The following is a 26,272-nucleotide window of genomic DNA, read 5'->3' on the forward strand; positions in this document are numbered from 1 at the left end:
TAGCAACTGACAGCCATCAACCAAAACGGGACTCGTTGCCTCGTCCACTACGGCCCCAACTCTGGCGAGTTCGGATGCGTTTGCTCGGCTACATGGCGGCGATCTTGGCTCACCCCCGAACGCCTGGCTCGCTTGGGCTCGCCAGGCGTTCGGGGGAGAGGGGAGTAAATGTTCGTGTGGGCGGGCTACCTCGGATTGCATCCGAGGCTATCGACTGCCATCGCTTCGCGATTCCGGCTGTCCGCTCATTGGTAACTAGCAACTGACAGCCATCGACCAAAACGGGACTCGTTGCCTCGTCCACTACGGTCCCAACTCTGGCGAGTTCGGATGCGTTTGCTCGGCTACATGGCGGCGATTTTGGCTAGCAGCGTTTCTCGGAGCTGGCCGGGGTTGATGTTGGGGTTCTTCTGCTTGGCTTTGCCGATCAACGCTCCGACCGCTTGCGGTTTGCCGCCCTGCACGTGCTGGACGACTTGCGGGTTCTCCGCCAACAGCTCGTCGCACAGCGCGTCCAGCTCGCTGTCGTCGACCGCTTCGATGCCCAGCGCCGCCGTGGCTTGCTCGACCGAGCCGCCGTGGGTGAGCAGGTGTTGAAAGACGTCGCGAGCGCGGTTGTTGTCCAGCCGCCCGGCGCGGACTTCGCCCAGCAGCTGGCCGAGCGTCTCGGCCGAAACGGGAAACGCGCCGATCTCCTCCTGCCGCTCTTTGAGCGTCCGCATGACGTCCTGCTGGATCCAGCTGCTGGTCCGCTTGGGGTCCTTCGACGCGGTGGCCGCGGTTTCGAAGTACGTGACCATGGCCGGGCCCTGATTGACGATCACGTCGGCGTCGTAGGCCTTCAGCTCGTACTGGGTCTGGAAACGCTCGCGCGTCGCCGCCGGCAGTTCGCCCATCGCCTCGCGGGCCGCTTCGATGCGTTCCTTGGGCAAGTGCACCGGCACCAGGTCGGGATCGGGGAAGTAGCGGTAGTCGGCCGATTCCTCTTTCTCACGCTGGACGAACGTCTCTTCGGTCGCGTCGTTCCAGCCGAAGGTGCGTTTGGAAACGGTTTCGATCGTGTTGCCGGTGTCTTCCCATTCCTGGTACTGCCGCTCCGCCTCGTACTGAATCGCTCGCTCGACGGCCCGGAAGCTGTTCATGTTTTTGACTTCCACGATCGGCGTGGCGATCCGTTTGCCGTCCTTCTCGATGTGGAGGTTCACGTTGGCGTCGACGCGGAGGCTGCCCTCCTGCATCTCGCAATCCGAAACGCCCAGGTGGGTCAGCAGCAGTTTTAATTCCGTCAGATAGCTGCGAGCTTCGGCGGCCGAAAACATCTCGGGCTTGCTGACGATCTCCAGCAGCGGCGTGCCACAACGGTTCAGGTCGATGCGAGAGTGGTCGCGACCGGCCGCCTCGTCGTGCATGCTCTTGCCGGCGTCTTCTTCCAGGTGAGCGCGGAACAGTCCGATGCGCCGCGTCTCGCCTTCATCGGCCGGATCGGGAATGTCCAGGTAGCCCTCGGCACAGATCGGCATATCAAACTGGCTGATCTGATAGCCCTTGGGCAGGTCGGGATAGAAGTACTGTTTGCGGTCCCACTTGGTCACCGAGGGGATGTCGCAGTTGAGTGCCAGGCCGGTGGTGATGGCCAGTTCGATGGCGTGTTCGTTCATCACCGGCAGGGCCCCGGGCAGGCCCAGACACACCGGGCAGACCTGGGTGTTGGGCGCGGAGCCGAACTGGGTGCTGCAGCGGCAAAACAGTTTGCTGGCCGTGCGGAGCTGGGCGTGGACTTCCAGGCCGATCACGGTTTTGAACGGATAACGTCCGTCGGCGTCACGCCGGTCGCTCACAGTTGCGGCCTCCGTCGATGATGGTCGGTGGCGTTTTGAAACACGGTGCCGGCTCGCAGCAAGGCGGCTTCGCCCAGCGGTGGAGCTTGCAGTTGCACGCCAAGGGGCAGATTGTTCTCGTCGTGGCCGGCGGGCAGCGAGATGGCGGGGATCCCGGCCAGGTTCGCGCCGACGGTGAACTGGTCGCAGAGGTACATCTCCAGCGGATCGTCGACCTTCTCGCCCAGCGGGAAAGCGGGGCCCGGGGTGACGGGGCCGAGCAGCAGGTCGACCTTGCCGAAGGCCGCGTCGTAATCGTCGCGGATCAACCGCCGCACCTGCAGGGCTTTGGCGTAGTAGCGGTCGGCGTAGCCTTCGCTGAGCGAGTAGGTGCCCAGCATGATGCGGCGTTTGACCTCCGCCCCGAAGCCCTGATCGCGGCTCTGACAGTAGGTGGCCGTCAGCGGTCCGTGTTGCTGGGCCGCTTCGGCGGCCGGCTGGGCCCGGAAGCCGTAGTGCGCCCCGTCGTAGCGAGACAGGTTACTGCTGGCCTCACAGGGGGCGATGATGTAATAGGTCGGCACCCAGTACTTGGTCTGGTCGAAGTGCACGTCGACGACCTCGGCACCGGCCGCGGTCAATACGCCCACGGCGTCCAGCACGGCCTGGCGAGCCGGAGCGGCCAGTCGCTGGTGATCGACGTGTTCGCGGATGAGTCCGATTCGCAGCCCTTTGAGATCCGCGGTCGCGGCCGGCGAAACCGCAGCCAGATAATCCTCCACCGGAGCATCCAGCGAAGTGGAATCTCGCGGGTCGAAGCCGGCGAGGTGAGACAGCAGCAGGGCGTTGTCGGCCACGTCCCAGGCCAACGGTCCGACCTGATCGAGGCTGCTGGCGAAGGCGACCAACCCGTAGCGGCTGACCCGGCCGTAGGTCGGTTTCAACCCGGTGACGCCGCAGAACGCCGCGGGCTGGCGGATCGAGCCGCCGGTGTCGCTGCCGACGCTGAGCGGGACCACCGAAGCGGCGACCGCGGCGGCCGCACCGCCACTGCTGCCGCCGGGCGTGCAGGTCGAAGCCCAGGGATTGCGGGTGAGACCGAAGGCGCTGTTCTCGGTGCTGGCCCCCATCGCGAATTCGTCCATGTTCGTCTTGCCGACCAACAGAGCGTCGGCGGCGCGAAGCTGGGCGACGACCGTGGCGTCGTAGGGCGACCGGAAATTTTCCAGCATCCGCGACGAGCACGTCGTGGGCATGTCGGTGGTGCAGAGCACGTCCTTGACGGCGACCGGGATCCCGGCCAACGGTCCCAGCGGCTGGCCCTCGCGTCGCCGCCGGTCGATCGCTTCGGCCTGCTCGAGCAAGCGTTCATCAGGGCGATAGGTGAAGGCCGCCACGGTGGACTCGGTCGCCGCGGCACGCTCCAAGACGCTGCGGGCCACGTCGACGGCCGAGAGTTCGCCGCTGGCGAGCAGGGATTGCAGCGTAACGGCCGAATCGAGCGGGATAGTCATGAGGTAATCAAATCAAAGAGCGACGGGGAACAGACGCTGTAGCCGAAGTCGCCAGACTTTGGGCGTTAGAGACGCTGGAGTCTAGGCTTTAGCCGATTTTGTGGGGCAAGTTTTGTGGGCGGCCTGGGGTGACAACGCTTGGAGGCTGGACTCGGACGAATCAGCTTGGAGGCTGGACTCGGGTGAATCGCCTAAAGGCTAGACTCCAACGATCCAAATTCTGGCGAATTCGGCTGCGGGACAGGTTATTCCTCACAGGCTGGAAGCCTATACCACTGTTCACAGGCTGGAAGCCTATGCCACTGTTCACAGGCTGGAAGCCTATGCCACTGTTCACAGGCTGGAAGCCTATGCCACTGGTGCCCCGGCTAGGACGGCAGCACGGGGGGGACGAGGAAGCATTCGTCGTCGGCCAGGGGGGCGTTGGCCAGCGCCTGCTCGCGCGAGAGCCCGGGCTGGACGACGTCGGCGATCCAGCGGTTATTGACGTCCAGCGCCGTCGTCATCGGCTCGACACCCTCGGTATCGAGCTCGGCCAGTTGTTCCACAAAACCCAGGATTCGCTCGAGCTGTGGACCGAGCGTCTGGACCTCCTGGTCGGTCAATTCCAACCGGGCCAGGTAGGCCAGTTTGCGGATGTCGTCGTCGGAAAACGCCATGGCTACTTCTTCGCCGGCTTCTTATCACCCAGCTCGAAGGGCTTGACCTTGACGGCCTTCCGGACGGCTCCGCTGCGGATGCACGAGGTGCAAACACGCATCGTTTTGTTCTGGCCGCCGGGTGTGGTCACATGCACCTTCTGCAGGTTGGGGACGAATTTTCGTCGCGTGATCCCCGTGATCTTGGTACCGACGCCACCCAGGTACTTGGCTTTACCGCGGGTTTCGACACGATTGCCCATCTGGACTTTCTTGCCGCAGGATTCGCATTGGCGGGCCATGAGTGTTCTCCGACGTTCTTACAAACAATAAACGGTGTGGAAGATAGATTCTTATTGGCTTTACAGCGTCACTGCCGCACCGTTGGGGGCGAGAGCACGCTGGGTTGGGCGAGCAGTTCGAAATCGGTTCGAATTTTTCGAAGCTCAAGAGTATACCGCGATCGACCTCGTGTACAACCGCGGAAATCCCGCCATAGCCAGCGGCACCTCAGGCTCGCGTCTGGGCTACCGCATGTCGCCACTGCCGTGACTGCTGCGTCCGAACTTCGCACGCCAACCATAGAGTCCGTTAGAGTCAGCAAATCTCAAATCGAGCACGAGCACAATTAGATCTCGCTTCTCGCTTCTCGCCACTCGCTTCCTCCAAGCTCTGGCGAGATCAGCTACCAACGAACTCATGGGCCGGCCCAACTTCTTTCGCAGAAGACCGAAATTAATTTCCATTTTCGCTCAGCTTCCCGGGGGCGGCTCCCGATAACCCTCATAGCTCGCCTGACCGGCACAGTTTGCCAATCCGAGCCAACTGCGTTCAACCGTTGTCATAGAAACCATGCTGCGACCCTTCGCCCACACCCTGCCGCTTGCCCTCGCCCTGCTGGCGTCCAGCACCGGGTGCACGCTCGTCCAGTCGCCGGGCAAGCGTGCCCTGAGCGACGCGACAGGCTCGCCGCTGGCCGGCAACGCGTCCCTGGAACAATTGCAGGCGGGTGGATCGACCGAGGTTTTCCAGCGGATCAAACAGGCCAAGAAACAGAATTCGATCGTGCTGCAGATCGAGGGCGACGCCCAACCGATCCGCGTGCTGCCGCTGCCGCCCGAAGGCAAAACGGTTTACGTCAGCGACCTGCTGGACCAAACCGAAGTCGGGTCGCTGTTTGGCGGCATGCAGGTCCGCGTCTTCCGGGACTCGAAAACCCAGATGGACGGCGTGCGGATGGACGTGCAGATGGAAGGCAAAGAGGTCCGTCCCGAGAGCGACTACGCCCTCCGGCCGGGCGACCGGATCCAGATCCGCAAACACGAAACAACGCTGCTGCAGCGACTGTTCGGGGACATGGTGCCCAAGAACACAGTGCGAGCGATCGGCGGCTGAGAGATCTGAGACTGGAGATTGGAGATTGGAGATTTTGAGGTTTGAGATTTTGACAGCGTAATCGGGGGGGCCCGAGAGCCGGTGGAAAATCGCTCGCGAGGTAGGTTGCAAACTACCTCGCGAGCGATAGGCATTTGGAGAGAGCCGGCAAATTCGCAGTATTCTGCGAGGAAAACGCCAGAACCGGCAAATTCCGGCTTGCCGCATTCGGCGGGATCGCTAAACTCTGCCCTTCTCTTGCCTCACATGGCGTGGCGAACACGCGGTTGTGAAGCGAGGGATTGGCCAGCGTAGCTCAGTTGGCAGAGCAGCTGATTTGTAATCAGCAGGTCGTGGGTTCGAACCCCTCCGCTGGCTCTGTCGAGGGCTGTCGAGTGTCCACGTTTTTTTGCTTCGGCGGGCTTAGGCCGGCTTGCAAAAGACGGGGTCAAGCAGGCACAATTCGAAACAACCCAAAGCGGTTTGCCGTTGCTTGTTCGTCTGACGAGAGGCGGCGAGGCTGTTTTGCGGGGGGTTGCCCGAGTGGTTAAAGGGGGCGGACTGTAAATCCGCTGACATTGTCTACATAGGTTCGAATCCTATACCCCCCATTTTTGTTGCTTGGCAGCTGCTCGTTTTTTTTGAGCAAGTGTCGAGCGGTGCCGTGGCCCGGTCGGCGGGAGCCAGCGATGGTTCACGCGTGAGGATGCCGGGTCGACGCGGGTGTAGCTCAATGGTAGAGCAGCAGCCTTCCAAGCTGAATACGAGGGTTCGATTCCCTTCACCCGCTTTTCGCTGTTGTAGCTCAGTTGGTAGAGCACATCCTTGGTAAGGATGAGGTCATGGGTTCAAGTCCCATCAACAGCTCTTTTTTCCGTTTTTTGTGTTAACTGGCGCGGCCGCGGTTTTTTCGGTTGACGTTGCGGTGTGAAAGCAGCGCGAGAGAACGTGCGGATGTCGCGGGGCGTTCCCGTTCGGCAAGCCAGTCAGATGGTTGCAGGTGAAAACAATGGCTAAGGCAACTTTCGAGCGTACCAAACCACACGTCAACGTGGGAACGATCGGTCACATTGACCATGGTAAAACGACCACCACTGGAGCGATTCTGGCTGTGCAAGCCGCCAAGGGTCTTGCCGAAGCTAAGAATTATTCGGATATCGCCAAAGGCGGTACCGTCCGTGACCAGACCAAGACCGTGACGATCGCCGTGGCTCACGTCGAGTACGAGACGGACACCCGTCACTACGCTCACATCGACTGCCCCGGCCACGCCGACTTTATCAAGAACATGATCACCGGTGCCGCCCAGATGGACGGTGCGATCCTGGTGGTCAGCGCCGCCGACGGCCCGATGCCGCAGACCAAAGAGCACGTCCTGTTGGCTCGCCAGGTCGGCGTGCCCTACATCGTTGTGTTCCTGAACAAGTGCGACCTGGTCGACGACGAAGAGCTGTTGGAACTGGTCGAACTGGAAGCTCGCGAACTGCTGAGCAAGTACGACTTCCCCGGCGACGACCTGCCGGTCGTCCGCGGCAGTGCTCTGCCGGCCTACAACAATCCTTCGGATCCCGAAGCCAGCAAGTGCATCAGCGAGCTGATGGACGCCCTGGACAGCTACATCCCCGAGCCCAAGCGGGAAGAAGACAAGCCGTTCCTGATGGCCATCGAGGACGTGTTCTCGATCGAAGGTCGTGGAACCGTGGCCACGGGTCGTATCGAGCGTGGCGTGATCAAAGTTGGCGAAGAAGTCGCCATCGTGGGTCTGGCCGAAGAGCCCGTGAAGACCACCTGCACGGGTGTGGAAATGTTCCGCAAGGAACTGGGCATCGGCAAAGCGGGCGACAACGTCGGCTGCCTGCTGCGTGGCGTCAAGCGTGACGACATCCAGCGTGGCCAGGTGCTGGCCAAGCCGGGCAGCATCACCCCGCACACCAAGTTCGAAGCCGAAGTTTACTGCTTGAGCAAAGACGAAGGTGGCCGCCACACGCCCTTCTTCAGCGGTTACCGCCCGCAGTTCTACTTCCGCACGACCGACGTGACCGGCACGGCCAACTTGATCGACGCCGAAATGTGCATGCCTGGCGACAACGTCAAGGTTTCGGTCGAATTGCACAAGCCGATCGCTATGGACGACGGTGTCCGCTTCGCCATTCGCGAAGGCGGCCGCACGGTGGGTTCGGGCGTGGTTTCGAAGATCGTCGAGTAATCGACGGCTTTGACAAGTCAGGCCTTTTGTCGAGCGACGCAAAGCGTGTCGCTTCGGGCCATGCCTCGCCTTGGGTTCCGCAAACGGTTTTGTGCCTTGCGGAACCGGCCGGGCAGAGCGTATAAAAGGCAGACCAGATGAATCCTGATGCCAAGCCGGACGCCGCTGCGGGTGCCGGCTTGTTATTTGGACGTTCCAGGGGTGTAGCTCAATTGGCAGAGCACTGGTTTCCAAAACCAGCGGTTGCGAGTTCAAGTCCCGCCGCCCCTGCTTAGATTTCTAATTCATTCGTTCTCCCAGGAGACAGGATCGTTGTCCAGGGAAGTTGCCAGCACACAATCATCCACCAAGCCGCTGATGTCGGAAATGATGTCGGCGGGTGTGTATAAACGCAATCAAGGCCGGCTGGTTCGCCAGTTGACCTGCCTAACCGTGTGGGTGGTGATCGCACTCGGTTGCTGGCGACTGTACGAAACCCTCAAAGGCGACGAGCGGGCTTGGTTGGTGCTGGGCGTGCCCGGAGCCCTGCTGTTGGTCGGTTTGTGGGTCGGTTACCGCCTGGTCAACTGGCCGCGCTTCGCCGATTTCTTGATCGCGGTCGAAGCCGAGATGAACAAGGTCTCGTGGCCCAGCAAGACCGAAATGATCCGCTCCTCGGTTGTCGTGATCTTCACCATCTTCTTTCTGGCCATCGCCCTGTTTGGCTTTGATCTCGCCTGGCAGTGGATGTTCGAACAGCTCGGCGTCGCTGCCTAGCAAGCGGCCGCCCGCCCGCGTTTTATCTATTCCCACAAGGTCTCTGCAATCGTGTCCGACACCGACGCCACCGATAAACCCGACGACGAACGCGCCGAGCTGGAAGAGGCGGTAGGCGAAAACGCCGGCGCCGAGGATGCGGATACCGGCACCGACGAAGTCCGGGAGGAAATCGAAGCGGGTGAAGCCGAGGCTAGCGTCGATGAAGCGGCTGCGGAGGAAGCGGCGGGAGCGCAGCAAGCGGCGACGACCGAGGATGCCGAGCCGGAATCGGAGATGGATTGGTACATCCTGAAGGTCGCTTTCAACCGCGAAGATTCCATCCGCGATGCGCTCGAGAAGCGGGTCAAGATGGAAGGCATGGAAGAATACTTCGGCGAGATCGTGGTCCCCACCGAAGATGTGGTCGAGTTCACGCGAGCCGGCAAGCGGCGCGTCACCAAACGCAAGCTGCTGCCCGGTTACCTGATGGTCAACATGCTGATCAATGACGACAGCTGGTTTCTGGTTCGCGAAACGTCCGGCATCAGCGACTTCACCGGGGCGGCCGGCAAACCGATGCCGATGGACCCGGCCGACATCGATCGCTTCATCAAGAAGCCGAAAGAGGATGACGAGGAAGACGCGCCGATGAAGACGGCGATTCCCTTCAAGCCCGGCGACCGGGTCCGCGTCAAGGAAGGCAACTTCCAGAACCAGGAAGGCGAAGTCGACTCGATCGACGAAGCCAATGGCCGCGTGACCGTGATCATCAATATCTTCGACCGCAGTGTGCCCATGGAATTGGACCACTGGCAGATCGAAGATCTCTAGAAAAACGTCGCCGACCTGGGCTTGGCATCCCAGGCTTTCAACGGTCGTTGCTTCGCAACTGGCAATCGTCCCCAGAGCAGCTCGGCTGTCCCCAGCCGAGACCGGGCGCGAGCCGCACTGAATCGCGAAGCGATGGTGGTCGATAGCCTCGGATGCCAATCCGAGGTAGACGGCTACTGGCTGACAACGGGCAAGGAGGTCTTGGCCGATTCTGCAGGCGGCGCCTGATCGGGGTCTTGCCAGCGATCGGTGCTGAAGTGCTGGCCGTAGGTGCCGAAATCGTTGAAGGCGTACTTCTTGGCCCAGCGATACACCAGCGAGCGTTCGGGGATCTCGTCGCCCGGTTGAAACTGGCTTCGCCGCGGCGTGATCTGCTGCAGCTCTTCCATCACCGTACCGCGTGCGGTCGTGTCGCGGGCCCCGTGCCGCTCGGCCAGCTCGACCAACAGGTCCGGACGCTCCATGATCACGCAGCCGCGGGTGTGCTGGGCGGTCAGCTGGCGGAAATCGCGGAGGAAATCCGATTCGTTGAACGTCTCGCGCAACTCCCGCTGGTCGTGGATCGATTCGGTGGCCAACTGAATCACCGGACACGGCTCGATATCGCCCCAAGGCCCCACGTGGTGCGTAAACCCGGTCGCGGCGGGACAGAGCGCGTTTCCGGCGTCGTCGTGGTAGGCATCGATCACGATGATCGGTTTGGTGGCCCGGGTATCGACGACGAACTGCCGCACCCGCCGCTGTTGTTCGCTGGTCAAAGCCAGGTCCGGATTGGACTCCGGACCCACCGGACGGTAGATGTGGAACCAGCAGTACATCACGCCCATTTCGATCAGGCGGTCGACCCATTTTTCGTTGACCAGGTCGTCGATATTCGACTGGCAGACGCTGGTGCACACGCCGACCATCAATTTGTTTCGCAGGGCCGCCTCGAGCCCGGCCATCGTGTCATCCAGCACGCCAGCCCGCCCGCGACGCTCGTCGCTGATGATCTCGCTGCCTTCGACCGAGATCAGCGGCGTGACGTTGCCCAGCTGGCGCAGCTGGCGGGCGACGTCGTCGGTGATGAAATGGCCGTTGGTAAAGACCTGAAAGTAGGCGTCCGGATGGGCGGCGAACAGGTCCAGCAGGTCCTTGTGCATGAAGGGTTCCCCACCCAGGATGCCAAAGAACGCGTTACCCATCTTCTTGGCTGCATCAATGGTGCGGTTCGCCGCGTCCAGTTCGATCCGCTGCTGTTTGGCCGCCACGTCCACCCAGCACCCTTGGCAGCGGAGGTTGCAGCTGTTGATGACCGAGAGGTACAGAAACGGCGGAAAAAACTGGCCTTTCTTCAGCCGACGTTTGTGCTTGTGAACACTTCGCAAACCTTTGACGCCCAGCGTCCAGGACGCCTTCCACAGCAGACGCTTGTCGGTTTCCATCAGCAGGCGTTTGGCCATTGCCAAATACATTCGCAGAGGTCTCTTCAGTCGATGGGGAGGAAAGCGAGGTCGAGGTCGCCGCGAAAGAGCGCGGCGTTACCAGCGTACCATGCCATGCAGATACGGTGTCAGGCAGGAGAAGGGAATTTCGCGAGTCCGAGCGGAGCGCGGGGGGCGGCAGCTCGCCCCCTCTGGAAAGGGGAGGTTTTTCACAGGCTGGAAGCCTAGGCCACTGGTCTGGGAACATGGGGGTTCCAACTGGGTTATAATGGCGTGTTGCGTCCCACCCCCGCAGTTTTCTTGCTGCTTCCCTTGGCCTGCGCTTCTCTTTTGTCCTTGCAGTCACCTATGATTCCAGCAGGAGGCGGGTGTCTTTACCTTTTTCTGAGCTTTCAATCGCATAACCATGCCTAAAGTCAATCGAATCGTTTCGCTGGTCTGGATCCTGCCGCTAGCGATTTTGCTGCCGGCTACCCAAGTGTCGGCTTGTCCGTTCTGTTCGGCCGTGTCGCAGACCCTGCGGCAGGAAATGGCCACGATGGACGCGGCGGTGATCGCCGAGTCGATCCCGGGCGAGGTGCAAAACACCGAGACGGGCATGATTCGCATGCGGGTTGTGGAGGTGTTAACCGGCGGCGACTACGTCGAGCCGAAGCAGGTGGTCACGCCGGTTTACTATGGCAAAGTCGGCGACGGCCGGCGGTTTCTGCTGTTCGGCGTCGATCCGCCGAACCTGCAGTGGTCGCTGATGCCGATCACCGAGCGGGGCGAGAAATACATCCGCACGGTCAGCGAGTTGCCCGACGATCCGGTCCAGCGACTGCGATTCTTCTACGATTTCCTGGAAGACGAAGAGCCGATGCTGGCGCGAGACGCCTACGACGAGTTCGCGATCACGCCCTACGATGCGGTCAAGGCGATCGAGGACCAGATGGATCACGACCAGTTGGTCGAATGGATCCAGGACCCGGAGATGCCGGCGGACCGCAAGCGATTGTATTTGACCTTGCTGGGCGTTTGCGGCGGACCGGACGACCTGCCGCTGTTGGAGGAGATGCTTCGCAGCGAACAGAAACGCGGCGGTTTGGACGCCATGGTCGCCTGCTACCTGACCCTTTCGGGCGAACCGGGACTGGAGCTGATCGACGAGCTGTTCCTGGCCAACAAGAAGGCTCCCTACACCGATACCTACGCCGCGATCATGGCGATTCGCTTCCACGGAACCGAAGGCGACGTGATCCCGCGTTCGGCACTGCTGCCGTCGCTGCACCACATTCTCGAGCGTCCAGAACTGGCCGACCTGGTCATTTCCGACCTGGCTCGCTGGGGTGACTGGAGCCAGATCGATCGCGTGACCGAGTTGTTCGTCAACGCGACCGAGGACAATAATTTTGTCCGAGTGCCGGTTGTGAATTACCTGCGCGCCTGCCCGGAGCCCGAGGCCGAAGCGGCCTTGAAACGGCTGGAAGAGATCGATCCGGAGAGCGTCCGGCGGTCGAATATTTTCTTTGCCAAACCAATCGCGGATCCCAAACCGGGTCCCAAAGAAACCTCTTCGACCGGGCCCGCCGCTTCGCAGCCCATCGCTGTGGCGGCCAATCCGGCGCAACTCGCTCGCAGCGGTCAGGCTGTCGCCGATGCCCACCCACTGGCAGCCGTGGCGGCCGGCGGCATGGTGCCGGCCGGTTTGACGCGGCGTGCGACCGGCTCTGTCGCGAACCGGCTGGCGGCCCTGAACGTAGTAATGCTGGCCCTGGCAACCATGCTGATCGTCGCGTGGTTGACGCTCACCAGCGGGGCTCCGGCCGTAGCCGGTTCTGAGAACCAGTGAGTTGAAGGGAGCCGCACCTAATGGCAACTGACGTGCAAGAAAAAGAGCCGCAAGCGAACGTAACGACCGAACCGGCCGCATTCTCCGACCCAGTCCTCTCCGGTACGGCCGAAGCGGACTTTCCGTATCGGGCGCTCAGCCGTGGGGCCATCGTTTCGGTCGCGCTTGCCGTCGTCGCGCTTGTCGGCTTGGTGCCCGGCTTTCAAGTCATGTTGGTTCTCGCGGTATTCGGCATCGCCGCCGCCCTGCTGGGCCTGCGGATGACCAGCCTGTATCCGCGCGAGTACGGCGGACGACTGCTGGCCCAGATCGGGCTGAGCCTGAACTTGTTGCTGGTCGTCGGCGGCATGGCCGAACACGCCTATATCTACGCCACCGAAGTGCCCGAGGGACATCAACGCGTACCGTTCTATGTGCTGCAGCAGACCGAAGAAGGCCTGGACTTTCCCACCGAAGAGGCGATGCAGCTGAACAACGAAAAGATCTTTGTGAAAGGCTACATCCACCCTTCCGCCGGCAGCGGCCGGTTGACGCGGTTCGTTCTGGTGCCGGACCTGGGAACCTGCTGCTTTGGCGGGCAGCCCAAGAGTACGGACATGATCGAAGTAGTGCTGACCGGTGGCCAAACGGTACGGGCGAATCTGCTGAAGAAGAAATTGGCCGGCGACTTTATGGTCGTCCCACAGGGAACCCAGAGTCAGGGTTTTGACAATCCCGTCGTGTATCGGCTGCGGGCGAACCACGCCAAATAGCCTCGTTCTCGGCGGTCGTGAACACGCGAACCATGGAATATCGCATGCTGAAGTTCATTGTTTGGGCGATGGCAGGAATGTTGCTCCTGGGAGCTTCGACCGTATCGGCCGAGGACAAGCTGTCGGAGAAGGAACGCCGCGAGCGAGAGGCGGCTTTTGCCCGGGGCGAGATCACCTTTGACGATCTGAAATTCGACATCGAAAAGGATGGTGCGTTCGAACGGGACATGTTGACCGAAAAGATCGAAGGGCTGCACGGCCGCACGGTCCAGCTCCGCGGTTACATCCTGCCCTCGACCCTGTTTCGCGAAACCGACATCAAGGAATTCGTGCTGGTCCGCGATGACCAGGAATGCTGCTTCGGTCCCGGCGCGGCGCTGTACGACTGTGTGATCATCAACCTGGTCGGCGGCGTGACCACGGACTTCACCACCCGTCCGGTCACGGTTAAAGGCAAATTCCAAATCAAGGAATACCTCTATCCGGACGGCGAAACGCATTTCGCCGTGTTCAACATGGAAGGCATTTCGGTCGAGTAGACGGCGGTGGGGGAATGCGTAGCCGAAGTCGCCAGACTTTGGAATGAGAACGTAGGGGGCGCCCCGTCCAAACTCTGGCGAGTTCGGTTACGGTCGCGCTGGAGTCCAGGCTTTAGCCGCCTGCATCCCTACGCTCGAATCGCCTAAAGGCTAGACTCCAACCATCCCAAACTCTGGCGAGTTCGGTTGCGGGAGGCGAGTGCGCGTTGTTTGGCTATACTGGGATTCCTGCCTCCCTTGCTTCCCGCCTGTTACAGGAATTCCCGCCGCCAATGCGTCGCTTACTATCTCTCGCATTGTGGGTGTTGGCGATCGGCAGTGTAGGGCGTGCCGATTCACCCGAGCTGCGTTTTGATCGCGATATTCGCCCCCTGCTGTCGGACAAGTGTTTTCATTGCCACGGCCCCGATCAGGCCAACCGCGCGGCCGGTCTGCGGCTGGACGTCAAAGAGGAAGCGGTCGGCGACGACCTGGCTGCCTTCGTACCGGGCGATCTGGACAACAGCTTGGCTTGGGAGCGGATCACGAGCGATGATCCCGAGCTGCGGATGCCGCCGCCGGGTGCGCCCAAACAACTCTCCGGCGACGAGATCGCCACGATCGGTCGCTGGATCGAAAACGGCGCCGGCTGGACCGATCACTGGGCGTTCCGTCCGGTCGGCTCGCCACCGATCCCCGAACCGAACGGGGCCGCCGAACCGAACGGGGCCGCCGAACCGGACGGGGCCGCCGAACCGGACGGGGCCGCTTGGGGGCATAATCCGATCGACGCCTTCGTGCGGCGGCGGATCGAAGCGGCCGGTCGCGAACCGTCGCCCGAAGCCGACCGGCGGACTTTGATTCGCCGCCTGACGCTGGACCTGACCGGATTGCCGCCCACGCCTGACGAGGTCCACGCCTTTCTTCAGGATTCCTCACCCCAGGCCTACGAGACCTTGGTCGATCGCTTGCTGGCCTCCCAAGCGTTTGGCGAGCGGATGGCGGTGATGTGGATGGACGCGGCTCGCTATGGCGACACCAGCGTGTACCACGCCGACGGGCCGCGCGACATGTGGGCCTGGCGCGACGCCGTGGTCGACGCTTACAACCGCAACATGCCGTTCGACCAATTCTCCGTCGCCCAGCTGGCCGGCGACCTGCTGCCGGACGCCACGCTGGAAGAACAGATCCTTTCGGGATTCAATCGCAACAACGGCACGACCGACGAAGGCGGTGCGATCGCCGAAGAGTACCGCGTGGAGTATGCCGTCGACCGAGTGCGGACGACTGCGATGGTCTGGATGGGGTTGACCTTGGAATGCGCCCAGTGCCATGACCACAAATTCGATCCGTTGTCCCAAGTCGACTACTACCGCTTCTTTGCGTTTTTCAACGTCAGTTCTGACGGCGGTATGCAGACTCGCAAGGGCAACGCCGAACCGAAGCTCGAGATCCCCGACCGCAATAAATTAGCGGAGCTGCCCGAGGTCGAATCGCGACTGGCCGAGGTCGAACAGGAGCTCGCGCAGCGGCGTGAGGACGGCCGCGAAGACCAACTGCGGTGGCTGGCCAGCCTGGATGCCCAGGACCGCGACAGCTTGCCGGCCCCCGCCGATCCGCTGGCCCACTACCCGCTGGACCAGCAGGAGAACAGGCGGACGCCCAGCGCGGTTGCCGACCAGGCGCCCGCCGTGCTGCGGGGGGCGGTCAGCCGTTTGGACGAGCGTGGTGGCGCGGTGCATCTGGAGGCCGGCGGTCAGGTGGACCTGGGTGACGTCGGAAACTTTCTGCACACCGATGCGTTCTCGTTCGGCGGTTGGGTGCGAGTTGGCAAAGCGGCCAGCGGCGCGTTGTTGGCTCGGATGGATAGCGCCAACAAGCACCGCGGGTACGACATCCTGCTGGAAGGCGGCCGGGTAACGACGCACTTCATCCACAGCTGGCCCGACAACGCCCTCAAAGTGGTTTCCGAAAAGAAGCTGTCGCCGGACCAGTGGCACCACGTGATGGTCACCTACGACGGGTCTCGCAAAGCCGCAGGGGTGACGATCTATGTGGACGGCCAGCGGTGGGAATGGACGATCCAGGAGGACCGTTTGCGGGACACGATTCAGACGCCCAAGTCGCTGCTTGTCGGCAGCCGTCACGGCGGCGGTCAATTGGTCGGCGACGTCGACGACGTCCGCGTCTTCGCGAGGCGGTTGTCGGCGGCGGAAGTGCAGACCCTGGCGAACACCAACCCGCTGGACGAAATCCTCGCGGTCGCCCCGGAGCAGCGGAGCGACGAACATCGGCAGAGTTTGGAAGAATACTACTTTGCCAACGTCGACCAGCCGTCCTCGGAGCTGCGCGCCGAACAGCAATCTCTGCAGCGGCGTCAGAGCGAGCTCGAACAGCCGCTGACGACCGTGATGGTGATGGGCGATATGGAAACGCCGCGGGAAACATTCGTGTTGACGCGAGGCAATTACGCGACGCCCAGCGAGACGCGGGTACAGCCCGGCGTGCCAAGCGTCCTGCCGCAGATGGCCGACGACGCGCCGCCCAATCGCCTGGGGCTGGCGCGATGGTTGTTCCGCGAGGATCATCCGCTGACCGCCCGGGTCGCTGTGAATCGGTACTGGCATCTGTTGTTTGGACATGGCCTGGTGAAGACGCTGGAAGATTTTGGCGCCCAGGGCGACTACCCCAGCCACCCCGAACTGTTGGACTGGCTGGCCGACGACTTCCGCGGGCACGGCTGGAACATCAAACGCACGCTGAAGCAGATGGTGATGAGTGCGACGTATCGGCAGAGCGCGGTGGCCGATCCCGCGGACTACCTGGCCGATCCCGACAACCGCTTGCTCTCGCGCGGCCCCCGCTTCCGGCTGGCGGGCGAGTTTATTCGCGACAGCGCGTTGGCGCTTTCCGGACGGCTGGTGGACCGGCCCGGCGGCCCGGGCGTCAAACCGTACCAGCCACCGGGCCTGTGGGTGCAGGTGGGGTTGAGCGGTAAACCGGCCTTTGTGCAGGACCACGGCGACGCCCTGTATCGCCGCAGCCTGTATACCTACTGGAAGCGATCCGCACCGCCACCGAGCATGCAGATTTTCGATGCCCCGACGCGGGAGAAATGCACCCTTCGGCGAGCTCGTACCAATACGCCGCTGCAGGCCCTGGTCACGTTGAACGATGTCCAGTTTGTCGAAGCGGCCCGCGGTTTCGCCGCCCGCGCCTTGCGTCACCAGGTTTCCGAAGCGAGCGAGTCCTCCGAAGCGAGCGGGGTGGATCGGCGGCGGCTGGACTGGGCGTTCGAAGCGGCTACCGCCCGGCTGCCGCGCGAAGAGGAACGCCGGATCATGCTGGCCCTGCTGGAGGACAGCCGCCGGCACTACCGCGCGAAGCCGGCCGCGGCGGCAGAACTGCTGCGGTTTGGCGAGGCGCCTCGGGACGCGGCACTGGACGCGGTGGAGCATGCCGCCTGGACGACCGTGACGAGTATGATTTTGAACTTGGATGAGGTACTGACCCGGCCATGAATGATTTGGATCCCGACCAACAGTACTTGCAGAACCTGACTCGGCGGCAGCTACTGGCGCGCAGCAGCGGGTGCCTGGGCGCGGCCGCGTTGGCCACGTTGCTGGGCAACCACGGGGCGAACGCTGCGGCGGCCGCCGGGAACGAAACCGCGGCCGGACGAGCGACGCAGGGCGGCCTGCCCGAACTGCCTCATTTTCCGCCCAAGGCCAAGCGGGTGATCTACCTGTTCATGGCCGGGGGTCCGAGTCACATCGACACGTTCGATTACAAGCCGGCTCTGCGAAAGATCCACGGCCAGGAACTGCCCGATTCGGTCCGCCGCGGCCAGCGATTGACCGGCATGACCAGCGGTCAATCGTCCTTTCCCTGCGTGGCGCCGATGTTCGAATTCGAACGCTGTGGCCAGCGCGGCACGTGGGTCAACACCGAGCTTCTGCCGCATACGGCCAAAGTGGTCGACGACATCGCGATCATCAAATCGATGAACACCGAAGCGATCAACCACGACCCGGCGATCACCTACATCAATACCGGCACCCAACAACTGGGCCGCCCCAGCATGGGCAGTTGGTTGAGCTACGGGCTGGGCAGTCCGAACGAAGACCTACCGGCGTACGTGGTGATGATTTCGGTCGGGGCCCAGCCCGGTCAGGCGTTGTTCTCGCGGCTGTGGAGCAGCGGATTTCTGCCTTCGAAGCACCAGGGCGTCCAGTTTCGCAGCGGGGCGGACCCGGTGCTGTACCTGGGCAATCCACCGGGCGTGGACGGGAATTTGCGGCGGCGGATGCTGGACCGCTTGGCCGAAATGAATCAACGGCAGTTCGAATCGGTGGGTGACCCCGAGGTGCAAACGCGGATCGCTCAGTACGAGATGGCGTTTCGCATGCAGACCTCGGTACCGGATTTGATGAGCGTCGACGACGAACCGCAGCATGTGATGGACCTGTACGGCGAAGAGGCCGCAAAACCCGGCAGTTTCGCCGCCAACTGTGTGTTGGCGCGGCGTTTGGCCGAACGCGGTGTGCCCTTTGTCCAGCTGTTCCATCGCGGTTGGGATCAACACGGCAATCTGCCGCGCGACCTGGCCAAGAACTGCAAAAGTGTCGACCAACCGGTCGCGGGTTTGTTGCGAGATTTAAAACAACGCGGGATGCTGGACGACACGATCCTGGTGTTCGGGGGCGAGTTCGGACGCACGATTTACAGCCAGGGAAAACTGACCGCGGACAACCACGGGCGCGACCATCATGGCCGTTGTTTCACCACCTGGGTCGCCGGCGGCGGATTCCAAGGCGGCATCGACTACGGGCTGACCGACGACCACTGCTACAACATTTTGGAAAACCCGGTCCACATCAACGATCTGAACGCCACGATCCTGCATTGCCTGGGGATCGATCACATGCGGTTCACCGTCCCCTTCCAAGGGCTAGACGTGAAACTGACCGGAGTGGAAGAAGCTCACGTGGTCAAAGACCTGTTGACCTAAGGTGTCACGACGCCTGCGATAGTTAAGGGTGTCAGGCAAACACCCTTGCTATCAGGAGTCACTCGCGATGATCGCCACCGCAGAATTTTCTTCCACGCCTCTGTCCTCGTCCACCAAATCCTTCGATGCCGGGACGGCTCGTCGCCGCCAGTCGGCGGGGGCACAGGCGCCGGCGGCGCATACGATCAAGGACTCTTCGGCCGAGCTGCGATCCCTGCGGCGGATGGTGTTGCAGGCGGCCAGCCGAGCGGACGATCTGGTCATCCAGTTCGATTACCGCAACGCCAAAGGCGAAACGATGCGGCGGGTGGTCAGCCCGATCCGGTTCATGGCCGGCGACCGTTTTCTGGGCCTGTGCCTGTGCCGTGAAGAGCCGCGTCAGTTTTATCTGGACCGCTGCCGCAACGCTCGGCTGTTAAGCGCGGCCGAAGTCCTGATGCCCGTGGAGATGGTCCCGGCTTAAGGGGGGGGGAGTTGAGCGCGTGGCAACATTAACTTCGGCAATACTCTCCCTCTGGGAGAGTCGGGCTCTCGGGCCCGGGCCTAAGAGCCCGACCCTCCCGCTGCGCGGGAGGGTGTTGTCGCGGGGTTTCACCTAAAGATGTATGCCGACGTGCTTAGCTGTCGCTGAATAACGCCAGAGTGTGCACAGCAGAAATCACAACCGAAGCGACACGGCCCAAGTCTGGCGATGTTCGGCTACGGGGCGGCGCCGGTTCGCTTGTTCTTCAGGACCTTGTCCAGCACGCCGTTGATGAAGCGGGGACTGTTTTTGTCGCCGTAGCGGCTGGCCAAGGCCAGGGCTTCGGTAATGGCCACCGAGCCGGGCGTGTCGCCGAAGAGGATCTCATAGGCGCCGAGCCGCAGGATATTGCGGTCGATGATGGCCATCCGCGAGAGCGACCAATTGGTGGTCAGCTTGCCGATCTGCTCGTCGATCTGCTGGCGGTGCTCGAGGGTTCCGACCAGCAGCTGATCCCCGAACTTCGTCAAGGCTTTGCGTCCCTGCATCCGCGAACGCAGGAAAGCGTAGGACGACTCGGGCTCACGCCCTGGATTGACGTCGGCTTCGTACAGTAACTGAAGGACGATTTCGCGGGCACGACGCCGAGTGGCCATAGGGGACGCAGCTGTTTCTGAGACGGTAAAAGCGTGGAATAACCGGAGGAGGAACAAGGCTTGAACCTATCCGGCACGCAGCCGTTCTGGCAAGCCCCTGCAAAGTAGCTCGGCTGTCCCAGCCGAGAGCGGCGTTGGAACCGGGGGCTATCGCCCAAACGGCTCACGGCGGAGCAAAAGGCAGCACTGTCCAAACTCTGGCGAGTTCGGCTACGGCCTATGATGCTACTTTTGCAAACCCTGCAGGTAGGCCAGTAGCTCGAGGACCTCATCCTGGGTGTACTGGTCCATCAAGGCTTTGGGCATCATCGACTTGGACGTCTTGACGATGTCCTCGATGTCGTCCTGAGGGATCACCGTCGGCTCTTTGGCTTCGGGGTTTTCCACGATCGAAATCGTGTCTTTATCCTCGTCCACGACCAGTCCGGTCAGGGTGCGGCCGTCGACGGTCAGGATGACGTGCATGGCGTACTGGGGATCGATGCGGTGTGAAGGATCGAGGATCTCACGCAGGACTGCGACCGAATCGCCTTTCCAGCGCCGGTACACATCGGTCAGCTCCGGTCCGACCGCGCCGCCATCGCCTTTGACCTTGTGGCAGTTCAAACAGGAGGCTTCGGCGAAAATCCGCTGGCCGATCTCAGGCGAACGGCCGCGGAGGCCGCCGGGCAATTGGTCTTTGAAATCCGCGACCGTCCAGGCCTGCACGAAGGAGCGGTTGCTGCCGATCGGATCCTCGGGAGGAAGCGGATCCTGCAGCCAGGCGTCCAGGTCTTCCACGACCACCATCACGCCATACATCCGCTGCCAGTGCTGGGGGAAGGTGCACACGTACGGGTACTCGCCCGGTTCGGTGGGAGCTTCGAACGTCAGGCGATATTGTTCGTGAGCTGGGACCATGTCGGTGGCCTCGAGCACCTTCTCGGACTCCGGCACGTACTGTTTGCCCTGCCAACCGCCGGCCGGACCGACGGCCAAGCCCATCATGGCGACTTCCTTGAGGGCGCCGGGAACGGTCAACACCAGGTTGTGCGGCATCAGGTCTTCGTTGTCCAGCACGATTTGCACCGGACGTCCGGCTTCGACGGCAAAGTAGTTGGTGTCGTACCGCATCTCTTCTTCGATCGTCTTGATGCGGATGACGCGGACCGTCACGGCCCGCAACCGCTCGCGATAGGCGCGGGACTCGCTGGCGGAGACCGCCACCAACGACTGATCGGCCAACTGCATCGCATCGATAAAGGCGTCGCTGGTGCGATCGTCGGCGGGCGTGTTTTCGGCGTAGGCGACCAGCCGGCCCAGCAGGGTCGCCGCGGTGGCGGCGTCACGTTGTTCGGTAGGGATCTGCAGCATCCCCGCGACGGCAGCTTCGCGGAGACGGGCATCCTCGAACAGAGCCGCCAGCGTGGCAAAGGTTTCGCTCTGCCGGTGAGGGATCACCGCCAGGGCCGAGATCGCCGCTCGCTGCACCGCCACGGCGTCAGCCTCCAGCTGACCGGCGGCGAACTCCCGCATCGACGGCTCGATCTGTCGCTGCGGCACCAGGCGGAGCGAACGCAGCAGGTCGACCGTGGCCGGGGCGTCGTCGGCTTGGGTGATCGCTTGCTGGACACTGCCGGCGGTCAAAAGGGCCGCGAAGGCGGTCCGCCGCAGAATGGAACGGTCGGATTCGGTCGCGGCGATCAGCTGGGCGCTGTGCTCTTTCAGTTGCTCCTGCGGTTGCTGCAGAACCATCCGGGCCAGTTCGCCGGCGGTCCGCTGCGTCTGGCGATCGGTGCCATCGACTTCGGCCAGAGCTTCCAGCAGAACCTCCACGGGATCGCTTTGCTTTATTTTTGCCAGTGCCGCCACCGCTTCCTCGCGGTACTGCGGAGACATTCCGGCCCGGGTCAGGATGGCCGTATAGACCGGAACGTACTTGGCGTCACTGTCGGCTCGTTCGACCATCAACAGCCGCTCGTTGTCCAGCCGTTTTAATTGATACGCAACAATCCGCGGACTCTTATCCAGGAACACCTTGGGCGGTTTGACGTCGCGCGCCGGCGACGACGTACCGTGGCCATGGCCGTGCTGCGAATGGTCCTGTGCCAACAGGGCGGTCTGGTAGAGAACGCCGAACGCGAGCGCAACAGCCACAACGGTAGGACGGGGTGTCAGCATCTTGGGTACGTGCAAAGGAGGATGGGAGGGTCTGCCACAAAGTCGCTCGGCTGTCCCAGCCGAGAACAGACACGGTTCACAGGCTGGAAGCCTATGCCACAAAGTCGCTCGGCTGTCCCAGCCGAGAACAGACACGGTTCACAGGCTGGAAGCCTATGCCACAGAGTCGCTCGGCTGTCCCAGCCGAGAACAGACACGGTTCACAGGCTGGAAGCCTATGCCACAAAGTCGCTCGGCTGTCCCAGCCGAGAACAGACACTGCTCACAGGCTGGAAGCCTATGCCACAAAGTCGCTCGGCTGTCCCAGCCGAGAACAGACACGGTTCACAGGCTGGAAGCCTATGCCACTGGTCCAAACTCTGGCGAGTTCAGCTACGGGCTGGTTACATTTCTAGCGTTTGCATGGTTTCGTCCAGGGTGTACTGGAGGTAGTCGTCCATGTCGTGCTCGAGCACTTCCAGGGCGATCTCGATCGCTTCGTCTCCGTCGAAGAAGCTCAGCCCCCGGACCGCTTCCAAACGCACTCGAGGGTGCTCGTCGTTCACCCGCTGCTGCAGCGCGGCCAAAGGCGCGTCGACCTGATCTCGCCAGCTGACCAGCACCCGCACGGCCGCCGCGCGAGCGCGATGGTCGTCACAGGTCAGCAGTTTGCCCAGCAGTTCTGGTTCGATGTGGTTCTGCGTCTGGTAGGCCCAGAGGGCTTCCAACAGATGATGCGTGTTGGCCGCGTTCGGCTGGCCGAGGGTCGCCGTCCAGTGATCCAGGGCCGTGACCACCTGGTCGCTGTCACGCTGGGCCAGTTCACGACGCACGCGGTAGCGGGTGCGATTCTCCGGCTCTTTGAGCAGTTCGAGCAGCTGATCGAGCGGAGCACCGGCGATCTTCGGCGGGGTCAGCAGCGGGCGGTCCTTGTAGGTCACTCGCCAGATACGACCGTGCGAGTGATCGCGATTGGGATCCCGCAGGTTGTGTTGCAAGTGACCGATCAGGGCGTTGTGCCAGTCGACGATGTAGAGGGCTCCGTCGGGCCCGAACTGCAGGTCGATCGGACGGAAGTTCCCGTCCTCGCTGGACACCAACGCCAGGACCTCTTTGCCGTCGTAGCCGGATCCATCTTCGCTTTCGCTGATCGTATGGTTCAGGATCGCCCGTTCGCCGATCACGTTAGCCAACAGGAAGTTGCCCTGGATGTCCTCGGGGAAGTGTCGACTGCTGACCAATTCACAGCCGGCCGAAGGACGAATGCGTTTGGGATAGAACGTGGGGTGGCTGTATTTGGGATCGCCACCGGCCAACGACGAGACGCGCCGATGCTGGGCACCGCCGGGATGTTTCCGTGGATACTCGACGTGACCGGTCAGCGGAGCCGCCCAGTAGCTGAAGCCCGGCGAAGCGTCGGCGACAAAGTCCTGGCCCCAATAATTGAAGACGTGGCCCCAAGGGTTGGCAAAAGCAAACGAGATGTACGCGCCGAATTCTTCGGTACGAGGATCGTATTGCCAGACACCGGCTTCGGCCATGCGCGTCAGTCCGTAGGGGCTTTCGATCTGCGAAAATTTGAACGTGCCCTCCTGAAAGAACAACTGCCCGCCGGGCCCCCAGGTGAAGGCGGCCAGACCGTGATGGGAATCGGCCGAATCGAATCCGATCAAGCGGCGTTCGATGTGATCCGCTTTGCCATCGCCGTCGGTATCTTTGGCGAACAGCACGTCGGGCTGCTGGGCAATGAACGCGCCGCCACGACCGATTTCGAATCCGGTGGGCTGGTGCAGTCCATCGGCAAAGACGCGGCAGTCATCGGCGCGGCCGTCGCCGTCTTCGTCGCTGAGGATCAGCAGTTTGTCGTCCAGCTTGGTCTTGGGTTTCCAGTGCGGGTACGAGGCCATGGTGGCCACCCACATGCGTCCCTCGCTATCGAAATTCAGAGCGACGGGGTTGGCCAGTTCGGGAAACTGCTCTTCCGAAGCGAACAAATTGATTTCGTACCCCGGCAGCAACTTAAACAGCTTCTGCTGGGCTTCGGCGTTCAAGTAGTCCAGCGACCCCAGCTTGCCGCGGCGGGCGTTGGGATCGTTGGGGATACCCACATTGGTTTTGGGATTGATAAAGGGCAGGGTGTTGCTGTCGTCGACTTCGTCGGGCACCTGCTCGCCTTGGGCGATGGCCCAGATGCGTTGGTCGCGGTTGGCGGTCATCTGGTCCAGGATGACGCGTTCGCGTTCCATCACGTCGCGGTTGCGATAGGTCCCATCGAAGCCGGCTCGACCGCGATCGCCGTAGATCGAGTAACCGTTGACCGCACGGTAACGATGCCACCAATGAAAGTTCTTGTCGTCGATCTCCGCTCGCAGCGTTTCGTTGATCTGCTCCGGTCCGCCTTCGCCAAACAGCCCTTGGTCCAGAATGGGAGCCAGGGCCCGGTAACCGTGCTCGTTCAGGTGGCAACCGTTCAGGGTCAGCTGCTGATCCGACTGGGCGAACAACTGCTTGGTGGGCGTAAAGATGTCGACAAAACCGACGTTCGTCTTCTCGGCCACTTCCGCCATCGCCGCAGTGTAGGCCGCCAGTCGCTGGTTGTGTTCGGTGCCGTCGGGCAGGTTCGGGTTGCCGGTGTCTTCAAAGGCGATGGGCGAAACCAGCACGATGCGGGGCGGACCGGAACCGCTGTAGCTCTGCTGCCGAGTGTGCTGGACGGTCTGCTGCAGGCTGTCGGCAAAGGACTGCAAGCCCGCTTGGCCGTCGAAGGATTCGTTGTAGCCGAAGAAGAACAGGACGACCGACGCTTTGCTGTGGGCGAGGTGCGTATCGGGCTCGCCGAAGTTCTTCGAACGCAGACGCACGTCCGGCTCGTCGCCCGGGAAACACAGGTTGCGAACGGCCAACTGTTTGCCGGGGAAACGTTGATACAGCAGGGTTTCCCAGAAGTTCTGGTGCTGCATCCGTTCCCCCAAAGCGTTGCCGACCAGGCAAATTTGGTCGCCCTGTTTGACCTCCAGTTCCGCGGAAGTCGCTCTGGAGACACAGGAAAAGGAACCGACGAGGGCCGCCAACGAGATCGTCGCCAACATTCTGCGTGTGGATTTCATAAAGCGATCGGAAGGGGAGGAAAGGGAAGGGAAGGAGCTTCATTCTAATCACCTCCGGCACCCGGGGGACGATCCCCTGCTGCCCCTGCAGACAAATCGCGATGGCCTCAACGTCGGAGAATCCGCAGGTCGGAGAACCAGCTTAGCGGGCAGCCAGGCGGACGGCCAAACGGACCGCTTCGATCAGGCTCTGATGGCTGGCGCGTCCCTGCCAGGCGATATCCAGAGCGGTCCCGTGATCGACCGAGGTGCGGACGATGGGCAGGCCCAGGGTGACGTTCACCGCATCATCGAAGGCCAGCGTTTTCAGGGGGATCAGCCCCTGATCGTGATACATGCATACGTACACGTCCAGTTCGCGGCGCCGCGCGGCGGTAAAGGCCGTGTCCGGCGGAAGCGGTCCTTCGACCGGAATGCCTTCGGCCCGCGCCTGATCGATCGCCGGTTGAATGATGCGAGATTCTTCACCGTCCCCGAACATACCTTGCTCGCCAGCGTGGGGATTCAGGCCACACACGCCGACCCGAGCCGCAGTGCCGCGCAGCAGAGACACCGTCCGATGAGCTTTGCGGATCGCGTCCAGCACCGTTTCACGGCTCAGCAGCCGCGGCACTTCGGCATATCCGACATGGACCGTCACCAAGACACAGCTGATCGATTCGGCGGTCAACATCATTTTCACGTCAGCCACGTTTGTCCGCTGGGCCAGCAGTTCGGTGTGTCCGGGAAAGGGGATCCCGGCGGCATGCCAGGCTTCCTTTTGAATCGGACCGGTCACGATCCCTGCGACTTGGCCGGCCATGGCCAGTTCGATCGCGCGGACGACATAGGCGAAGGAGGCTCGGCCGGTCGCGGCGGTGGTGCGGCCGGGCTGGATGGCCGCGTCCAGCTCCACCGGCTCGTCGACCGGAACGTCGGGCACAGGCAACCGCAACCGCTCGGCGACGGTTTGCCAAACCGCGGGGCTGCCGATCAAACGCGGCCGGCAGATTCTCTGCACGTGCGGAATCGCTTTGAGGGCGACCTCGGGCCCGATTCCGGCCGGATCGCCCATCGTGATGGCTATTTCGGGCAGCGACATTTTGTCTCGCGGGGTAGGGAGTGCAGACGTTCCTCATAAGGTAACGCAGTGACCGTGGCCTGGGCCGAAAGCCTATGCCACAAAGTAGCTCGGCTGTCCCAGCCGAGAACAGCCAGGTTTCACAGGCTGGAAGCCTATGCCACTGTTCACAGGCTGGAAGCCTATGCCACTG

Annotated in this window: 19 protein-coding genes and 5 tRNA genes; 15 read left to right on the forward strand and 9 right to left on the reverse strand. The window is 62.3% G+C overall.

Going from position 1 to position 26,272, the window contains the following annotated elements; genetic code table 11:
* Nucleotides 1-344: 344 nt before the first annotated feature.
* From gatB to rpmB, 4 genes are all read right to left on the reverse strand, one after another.
* A complete protein-coding gene (gene gatB / locus GE027_RS08105; RefSeq protein WP_153556689.1) occupies nt 345-1,838 on the reverse strand; it encodes an Asp-tRNA(Asn)/Glu-tRNA(Gln) amidotransferase subunit GatB in 1,494 nt (497 codons plus the stop codon).
* Nucleotides 1,835-3,331, reverse strand: a complete 1,497-nt coding sequence (gatA, locus tag GE027_RS08110; RefSeq protein ID WP_153556690.1) for an Asp-tRNA(Asn)/Glu-tRNA(Gln) amidotransferase subunit GatA — start codon at nt 3,329-3,331, stop codon at nt 1,835-1,837. Before gatA ends, gatB begins: the two co-directional genes overlap by 4 nt.
* A 368-nt stretch (nt 3,332-3,699) precedes the next feature.
* The gene (gatC, locus tag GE027_RS08115; RefSeq protein WP_153556691.1) at nt 3,700-3,990 is read right to left on the reverse strand and encodes an Asp-tRNA(Asn)/Glu-tRNA(Gln) amidotransferase subunit GatC; all 291 of its coding nucleotides are present in this window, start codon (nt 3,988-3,990) and stop codon (nt 3,700-3,702) included.
* Between the two features lie 2 nt (nt 3,991-3,992).
* Nucleotides 3,993-4,271 carry a 50S ribosomal protein L28 gene (gene rpmB / locus GE027_RS08120; protein WP_153556692.1) on the reverse strand — a complete coding sequence of 93 codons (279 nt, stop codon included), beginning with the start codon at nt 4,269-4,271 and terminating at the stop codon, nt 3,993-3,995.
* Nucleotides 4,272-4,821: 550 nt separating this feature from the next.
* Between rpmB and GE027_RS08125 the strand changes: the two genes are divergently transcribed.
* The 9 genes from GE027_RS08125 (at nt 4,822) to nusG (ending at nt 9,118) form a co-directional block, all read left to right on the forward strand.
* The gene (locus tag GE027_RS08125) at nt 4,822-5,364 is read left to right on the forward strand and encodes a hypothetical protein (RefSeq protein WP_153556693.1); all 543 of its coding nucleotides are present in this window, start codon (nt 4,822-4,824) and stop codon (nt 5,362-5,364) included.
* Between the two features lie 284 nt (nt 5,365-5,648).
* Nucleotides 5,649-5,721, forward strand: a tRNA-Thr gene (locus GE027_RS08130).
* A 151-nt stretch (nt 5,722-5,872) separates the two neighbouring features.
* Nucleotides 5,873-5,954: transfer RNA gene (locus GE027_RS08135), tRNA-Tyr, on the forward strand.
* 108 nt (nt 5,955-6,062) lie between these two features.
* Nucleotides 6,063-6,133: transfer RNA gene (locus GE027_RS08140), tRNA-Gly, on the forward strand.
* Nucleotides 6,134-6,137: 4 nt separating this feature from the next.
* A tRNA-Thr gene (locus GE027_RS08145) sits at nt 6,138-6,210 on the forward strand.
* Nucleotides 6,211-6,352: 142 nt separating this feature from the next.
* A complete protein-coding gene (gene tuf, locus GE027_RS08150) occupies nt 6,353-7,549 on the forward strand; it encodes an elongation factor Tu (protein ID WP_153556694.1) in 1,197 nt (398 codons plus the stop codon).
* A gap of 197 nt (nt 7,550-7,746) precedes the next feature.
* Nucleotides 7,747-7,819: transfer RNA gene (locus GE027_RS08155), tRNA-Trp, on the forward strand.
* A gap of 42 nt (nt 7,820-7,861) precedes the next feature.
* The gene (gene secE, locus GE027_RS08160; RefSeq protein WP_390621575.1) at nt 7,862-8,305 is read left to right on the forward strand and encodes a preprotein translocase subunit SecE; all 444 of its coding nucleotides are present in this window, start codon (nt 7,862-7,864) and stop codon (nt 8,303-8,305) included.
* Nucleotides 8,306-8,476: 171 nt separating this feature from the next.
* Nucleotides 8,477-9,118: a transcription termination/antitermination protein NusG gene (nusG, locus tag GE027_RS08165; RefSeq protein ID WP_390621578.1), complete on the forward strand. Its 642-nt coding sequence runs from the start codon at nt 8,477-8,479 to the stop codon at nt 9,116-9,118.
* Between the two features lie 173 nt (nt 9,119-9,291).
* Here the strand turns inward: nusG and GE027_RS08170 are convergent, their stop codons facing one another.
* Nucleotides 9,292-10,560, reverse strand: a complete 1,269-nt coding sequence (locus tag GE027_RS08170; protein WP_153556695.1) for a radical SAM protein — start codon at nt 10,558-10,560, stop codon at nt 9,292-9,294.
* Nucleotides 10,561-10,948: 388 nt separating this feature from the next.
* Here GE027_RS08170 and GE027_RS08175 point away from each other — a divergent pair, with 388 nt between their 5' ends.
* The 6 genes from GE027_RS08175 (at nt 10,949) to GE027_RS23335 (ending at nt 19,117) form a co-directional block, all read left to right on the forward strand.
* A complete protein-coding gene (locus GE027_RS08175; RefSeq protein ID WP_202617362.1) occupies nt 10,949-12,373 on the forward strand; it encodes a hypothetical protein in 1,425 nt (474 codons plus the stop codon).
* Between the two features lie 20 nt (nt 12,374-12,393).
* Nucleotides 12,394-13,125 (forward strand): hypothetical protein, encoded by a 732-nt coding sequence (locus tag GE027_RS08180; RefSeq protein WP_237607384.1) that lies wholly within the window; start codon nt 12,394-12,396, stop codon nt 13,123-13,125.
* Nucleotides 13,126-13,169: 44 nt separating this feature from the next.
* Complete coding sequence (locus tag GE027_RS08185; RefSeq protein ID WP_237607386.1) at nt 13,170-13,664, forward strand: DUF3299 domain-containing protein; 495 nt, start codon at nt 13,170-13,172, stop codon at nt 13,662-13,664.
* Between the two features lie 272 nt (nt 13,665-13,936).
* Entirely contained in the window at nt 13,937-17,164 is a 3,228-nt protein-coding gene (locus GE027_RS08190) for a DUF1553 domain-containing protein (RefSeq protein WP_153556697.1), read from the forward strand.
* Nucleotides 17,161-18,654, forward strand: coding sequence for a DUF1501 domain-containing protein (locus GE027_RS08195; RefSeq protein ID WP_153556698.1), 1,494 nt, complete (start codon nt 17,161-17,163; stop codon nt 18,652-18,654). Before GE027_RS08190 ends, GE027_RS08195 begins: the two co-directional genes overlap by 4 nt.
* Before the next feature lie 67 nt (nt 18,655-18,721).
* Nucleotides 18,722-19,117, forward strand: coding sequence for a WYL domain-containing protein (locus tag GE027_RS23335; protein WP_237607388.1), 396 nt, complete (start codon nt 18,722-18,724; stop codon nt 19,115-19,117).
* Nucleotides 19,118-19,353: 236 nt separating this feature from the next.
* Here GE027_RS23335 and nusB read toward each other — a convergent pair whose 3' ends face one another.
* The 4 genes from nusB to pdxA form a co-directional block, all read right to left on the reverse strand.
* The gene (gene nusB, locus GE027_RS08205; protein WP_153556699.1) at nt 19,354-19,773 is read right to left on the reverse strand and encodes a transcription antitermination factor NusB; all 420 of its coding nucleotides are present in this window, start codon (nt 19,771-19,773) and stop codon (nt 19,354-19,356) included.
* A gap of 225 nt (nt 19,774-19,998) precedes the next feature.
* Complete coding sequence (locus GE027_RS08210; protein ID WP_162006624.1) at nt 19,999-21,909, reverse strand: c-type cytochrome; 1,911 nt, start codon at nt 21,907-21,909, stop codon at nt 19,999-20,001.
* Nucleotides 21,910-22,316: 407 nt separating this feature from the next.
* Nucleotides 22,317-25,019 (reverse strand): PVC-type heme-binding CxxCH protein, encoded by a 2,703-nt coding sequence (locus GE027_RS08215; protein ID WP_153556701.1) that lies wholly within the window; start codon nt 25,017-25,019, stop codon nt 22,317-22,319.
* Between the two features lie 142 nt (nt 25,020-25,161).
* On the reverse strand, nt 25,162-26,100 hold the full coding sequence (pdxA, locus tag GE027_RS08220) for a 4-hydroxythreonine-4-phosphate dehydrogenase PdxA (RefSeq protein ID WP_202617363.1): 939 nt from the start codon (nt 26,098-26,100) through the stop codon (nt 25,162-25,164).
* Nucleotides 26,101-26,272 lie beyond the last annotated feature (172 nt).

The sequence above is a fragment of the Roseimaritima sediminicola genome (assembly GCF_009618275.1).
In the GTDB taxonomy this organism is placed as follows: Bacteria; Planctomycetota; Planctomycetia; order Pirellulales; family Pirellulaceae; genus Roseimaritima; species Roseimaritima sediminicola.

What these genes read in the sequence shown, in the direction of transcription:
- GE027_RS08215 (WP_153556701.1), bottom strand. Translation starts at nt 25,019, where the DNA reads ATGAAATCCACACGCAGAATGTTGGCGACGATCTCGTTGGCGGCCCTC.
- GE027_RS08180 (WP_237607384.1), top strand. Translation starts at nt 12,394, where the DNA reads ATGGCAACTGACGTGCAAGAAAAAGAGCCGCAAGCGAACGTAACGACC.
- GE027_RS08195 (WP_153556698.1), top strand. Translation starts at nt 17,161, where the DNA reads ATGAATGATTTGGATCCCGACCAACAGTACTTGCAGAACCTGACTCGG.
- GE027_RS08170 (WP_153556695.1), bottom strand. Translation starts at nt 10,560, where the DNA reads ATGGCCAAACGCCTGCTGATGGAAACCGACAAGCGTCTGCTGTGGAAG.
- GE027_RS08175 (WP_202617362.1), top strand. Translation starts at nt 10,949, where the DNA reads ATGCCTAAAGTCAATCGAATCGTTTCGCTGGTCTGGATCCTGCCGCTA.
- GE027_RS08125 (WP_153556693.1), top strand. Translation starts at nt 4,822, where the DNA reads ATGCTGCGACCCTTCGCCCACACCCTGCCGCTTGCCCTCGCCCTGCTG.
- GE027_RS23335 (WP_237607388.1), top strand. Translation starts at nt 18,722, where the DNA reads ATGATCGCCACCGCAGAATTTTCTTCCACGCCTCTGTCCTCGTCCACC.
- gatC (WP_153556691.1), bottom strand. Translation starts at nt 3,990, where the DNA reads ATGGCGTTTTCCGACGACGACATCCGCAAACTGGCCTACCTGGCCCGG.
- rpmB (WP_153556692.1), bottom strand. Translation starts at nt 4,271, where the DNA reads ATGGCCCGCCAATGCGAATCCTGCGGCAAGAAAGTCCAGATGGGCAAT.
- nusB (WP_153556699.1), bottom strand. Translation starts at nt 19,773, where the DNA reads ATGGCCACTCGGCGTCGTGCCCGCGAAATCGTCCTTCAGTTACTGTAC.
- gatA (WP_153556690.1), bottom strand. Translation starts at nt 3,331, where the DNA reads ATGACTATCCCGCTCGATTCGGCCGTTACGCTGCAATCCCTGCTCGCC.
- tuf (WP_153556694.1), top strand. Translation starts at nt 6,353, where the DNA reads ATGGCTAAGGCAACTTTCGAGCGTACCAAACCACACGTCAACGTGGGA.
- GE027_RS08185 (WP_237607386.1), top strand. Translation starts at nt 13,170, where the DNA reads ATGCTGAAGTTCATTGTTTGGGCGATGGCAGGAATGTTGCTCCTGGGA.
- GE027_RS08190 (WP_153556697.1), top strand. Translation starts at nt 13,937, where the DNA reads ATGCGTCGCTTACTATCTCTCGCATTGTGGGTGTTGGCGATCGGCAGT.
- pdxA (WP_202617363.1), bottom strand. Translation starts at nt 26,100, where the DNA reads ATGTCGCTGCCCGAAATAGCCATCACGATGGGCGATCCGGCCGGAATC.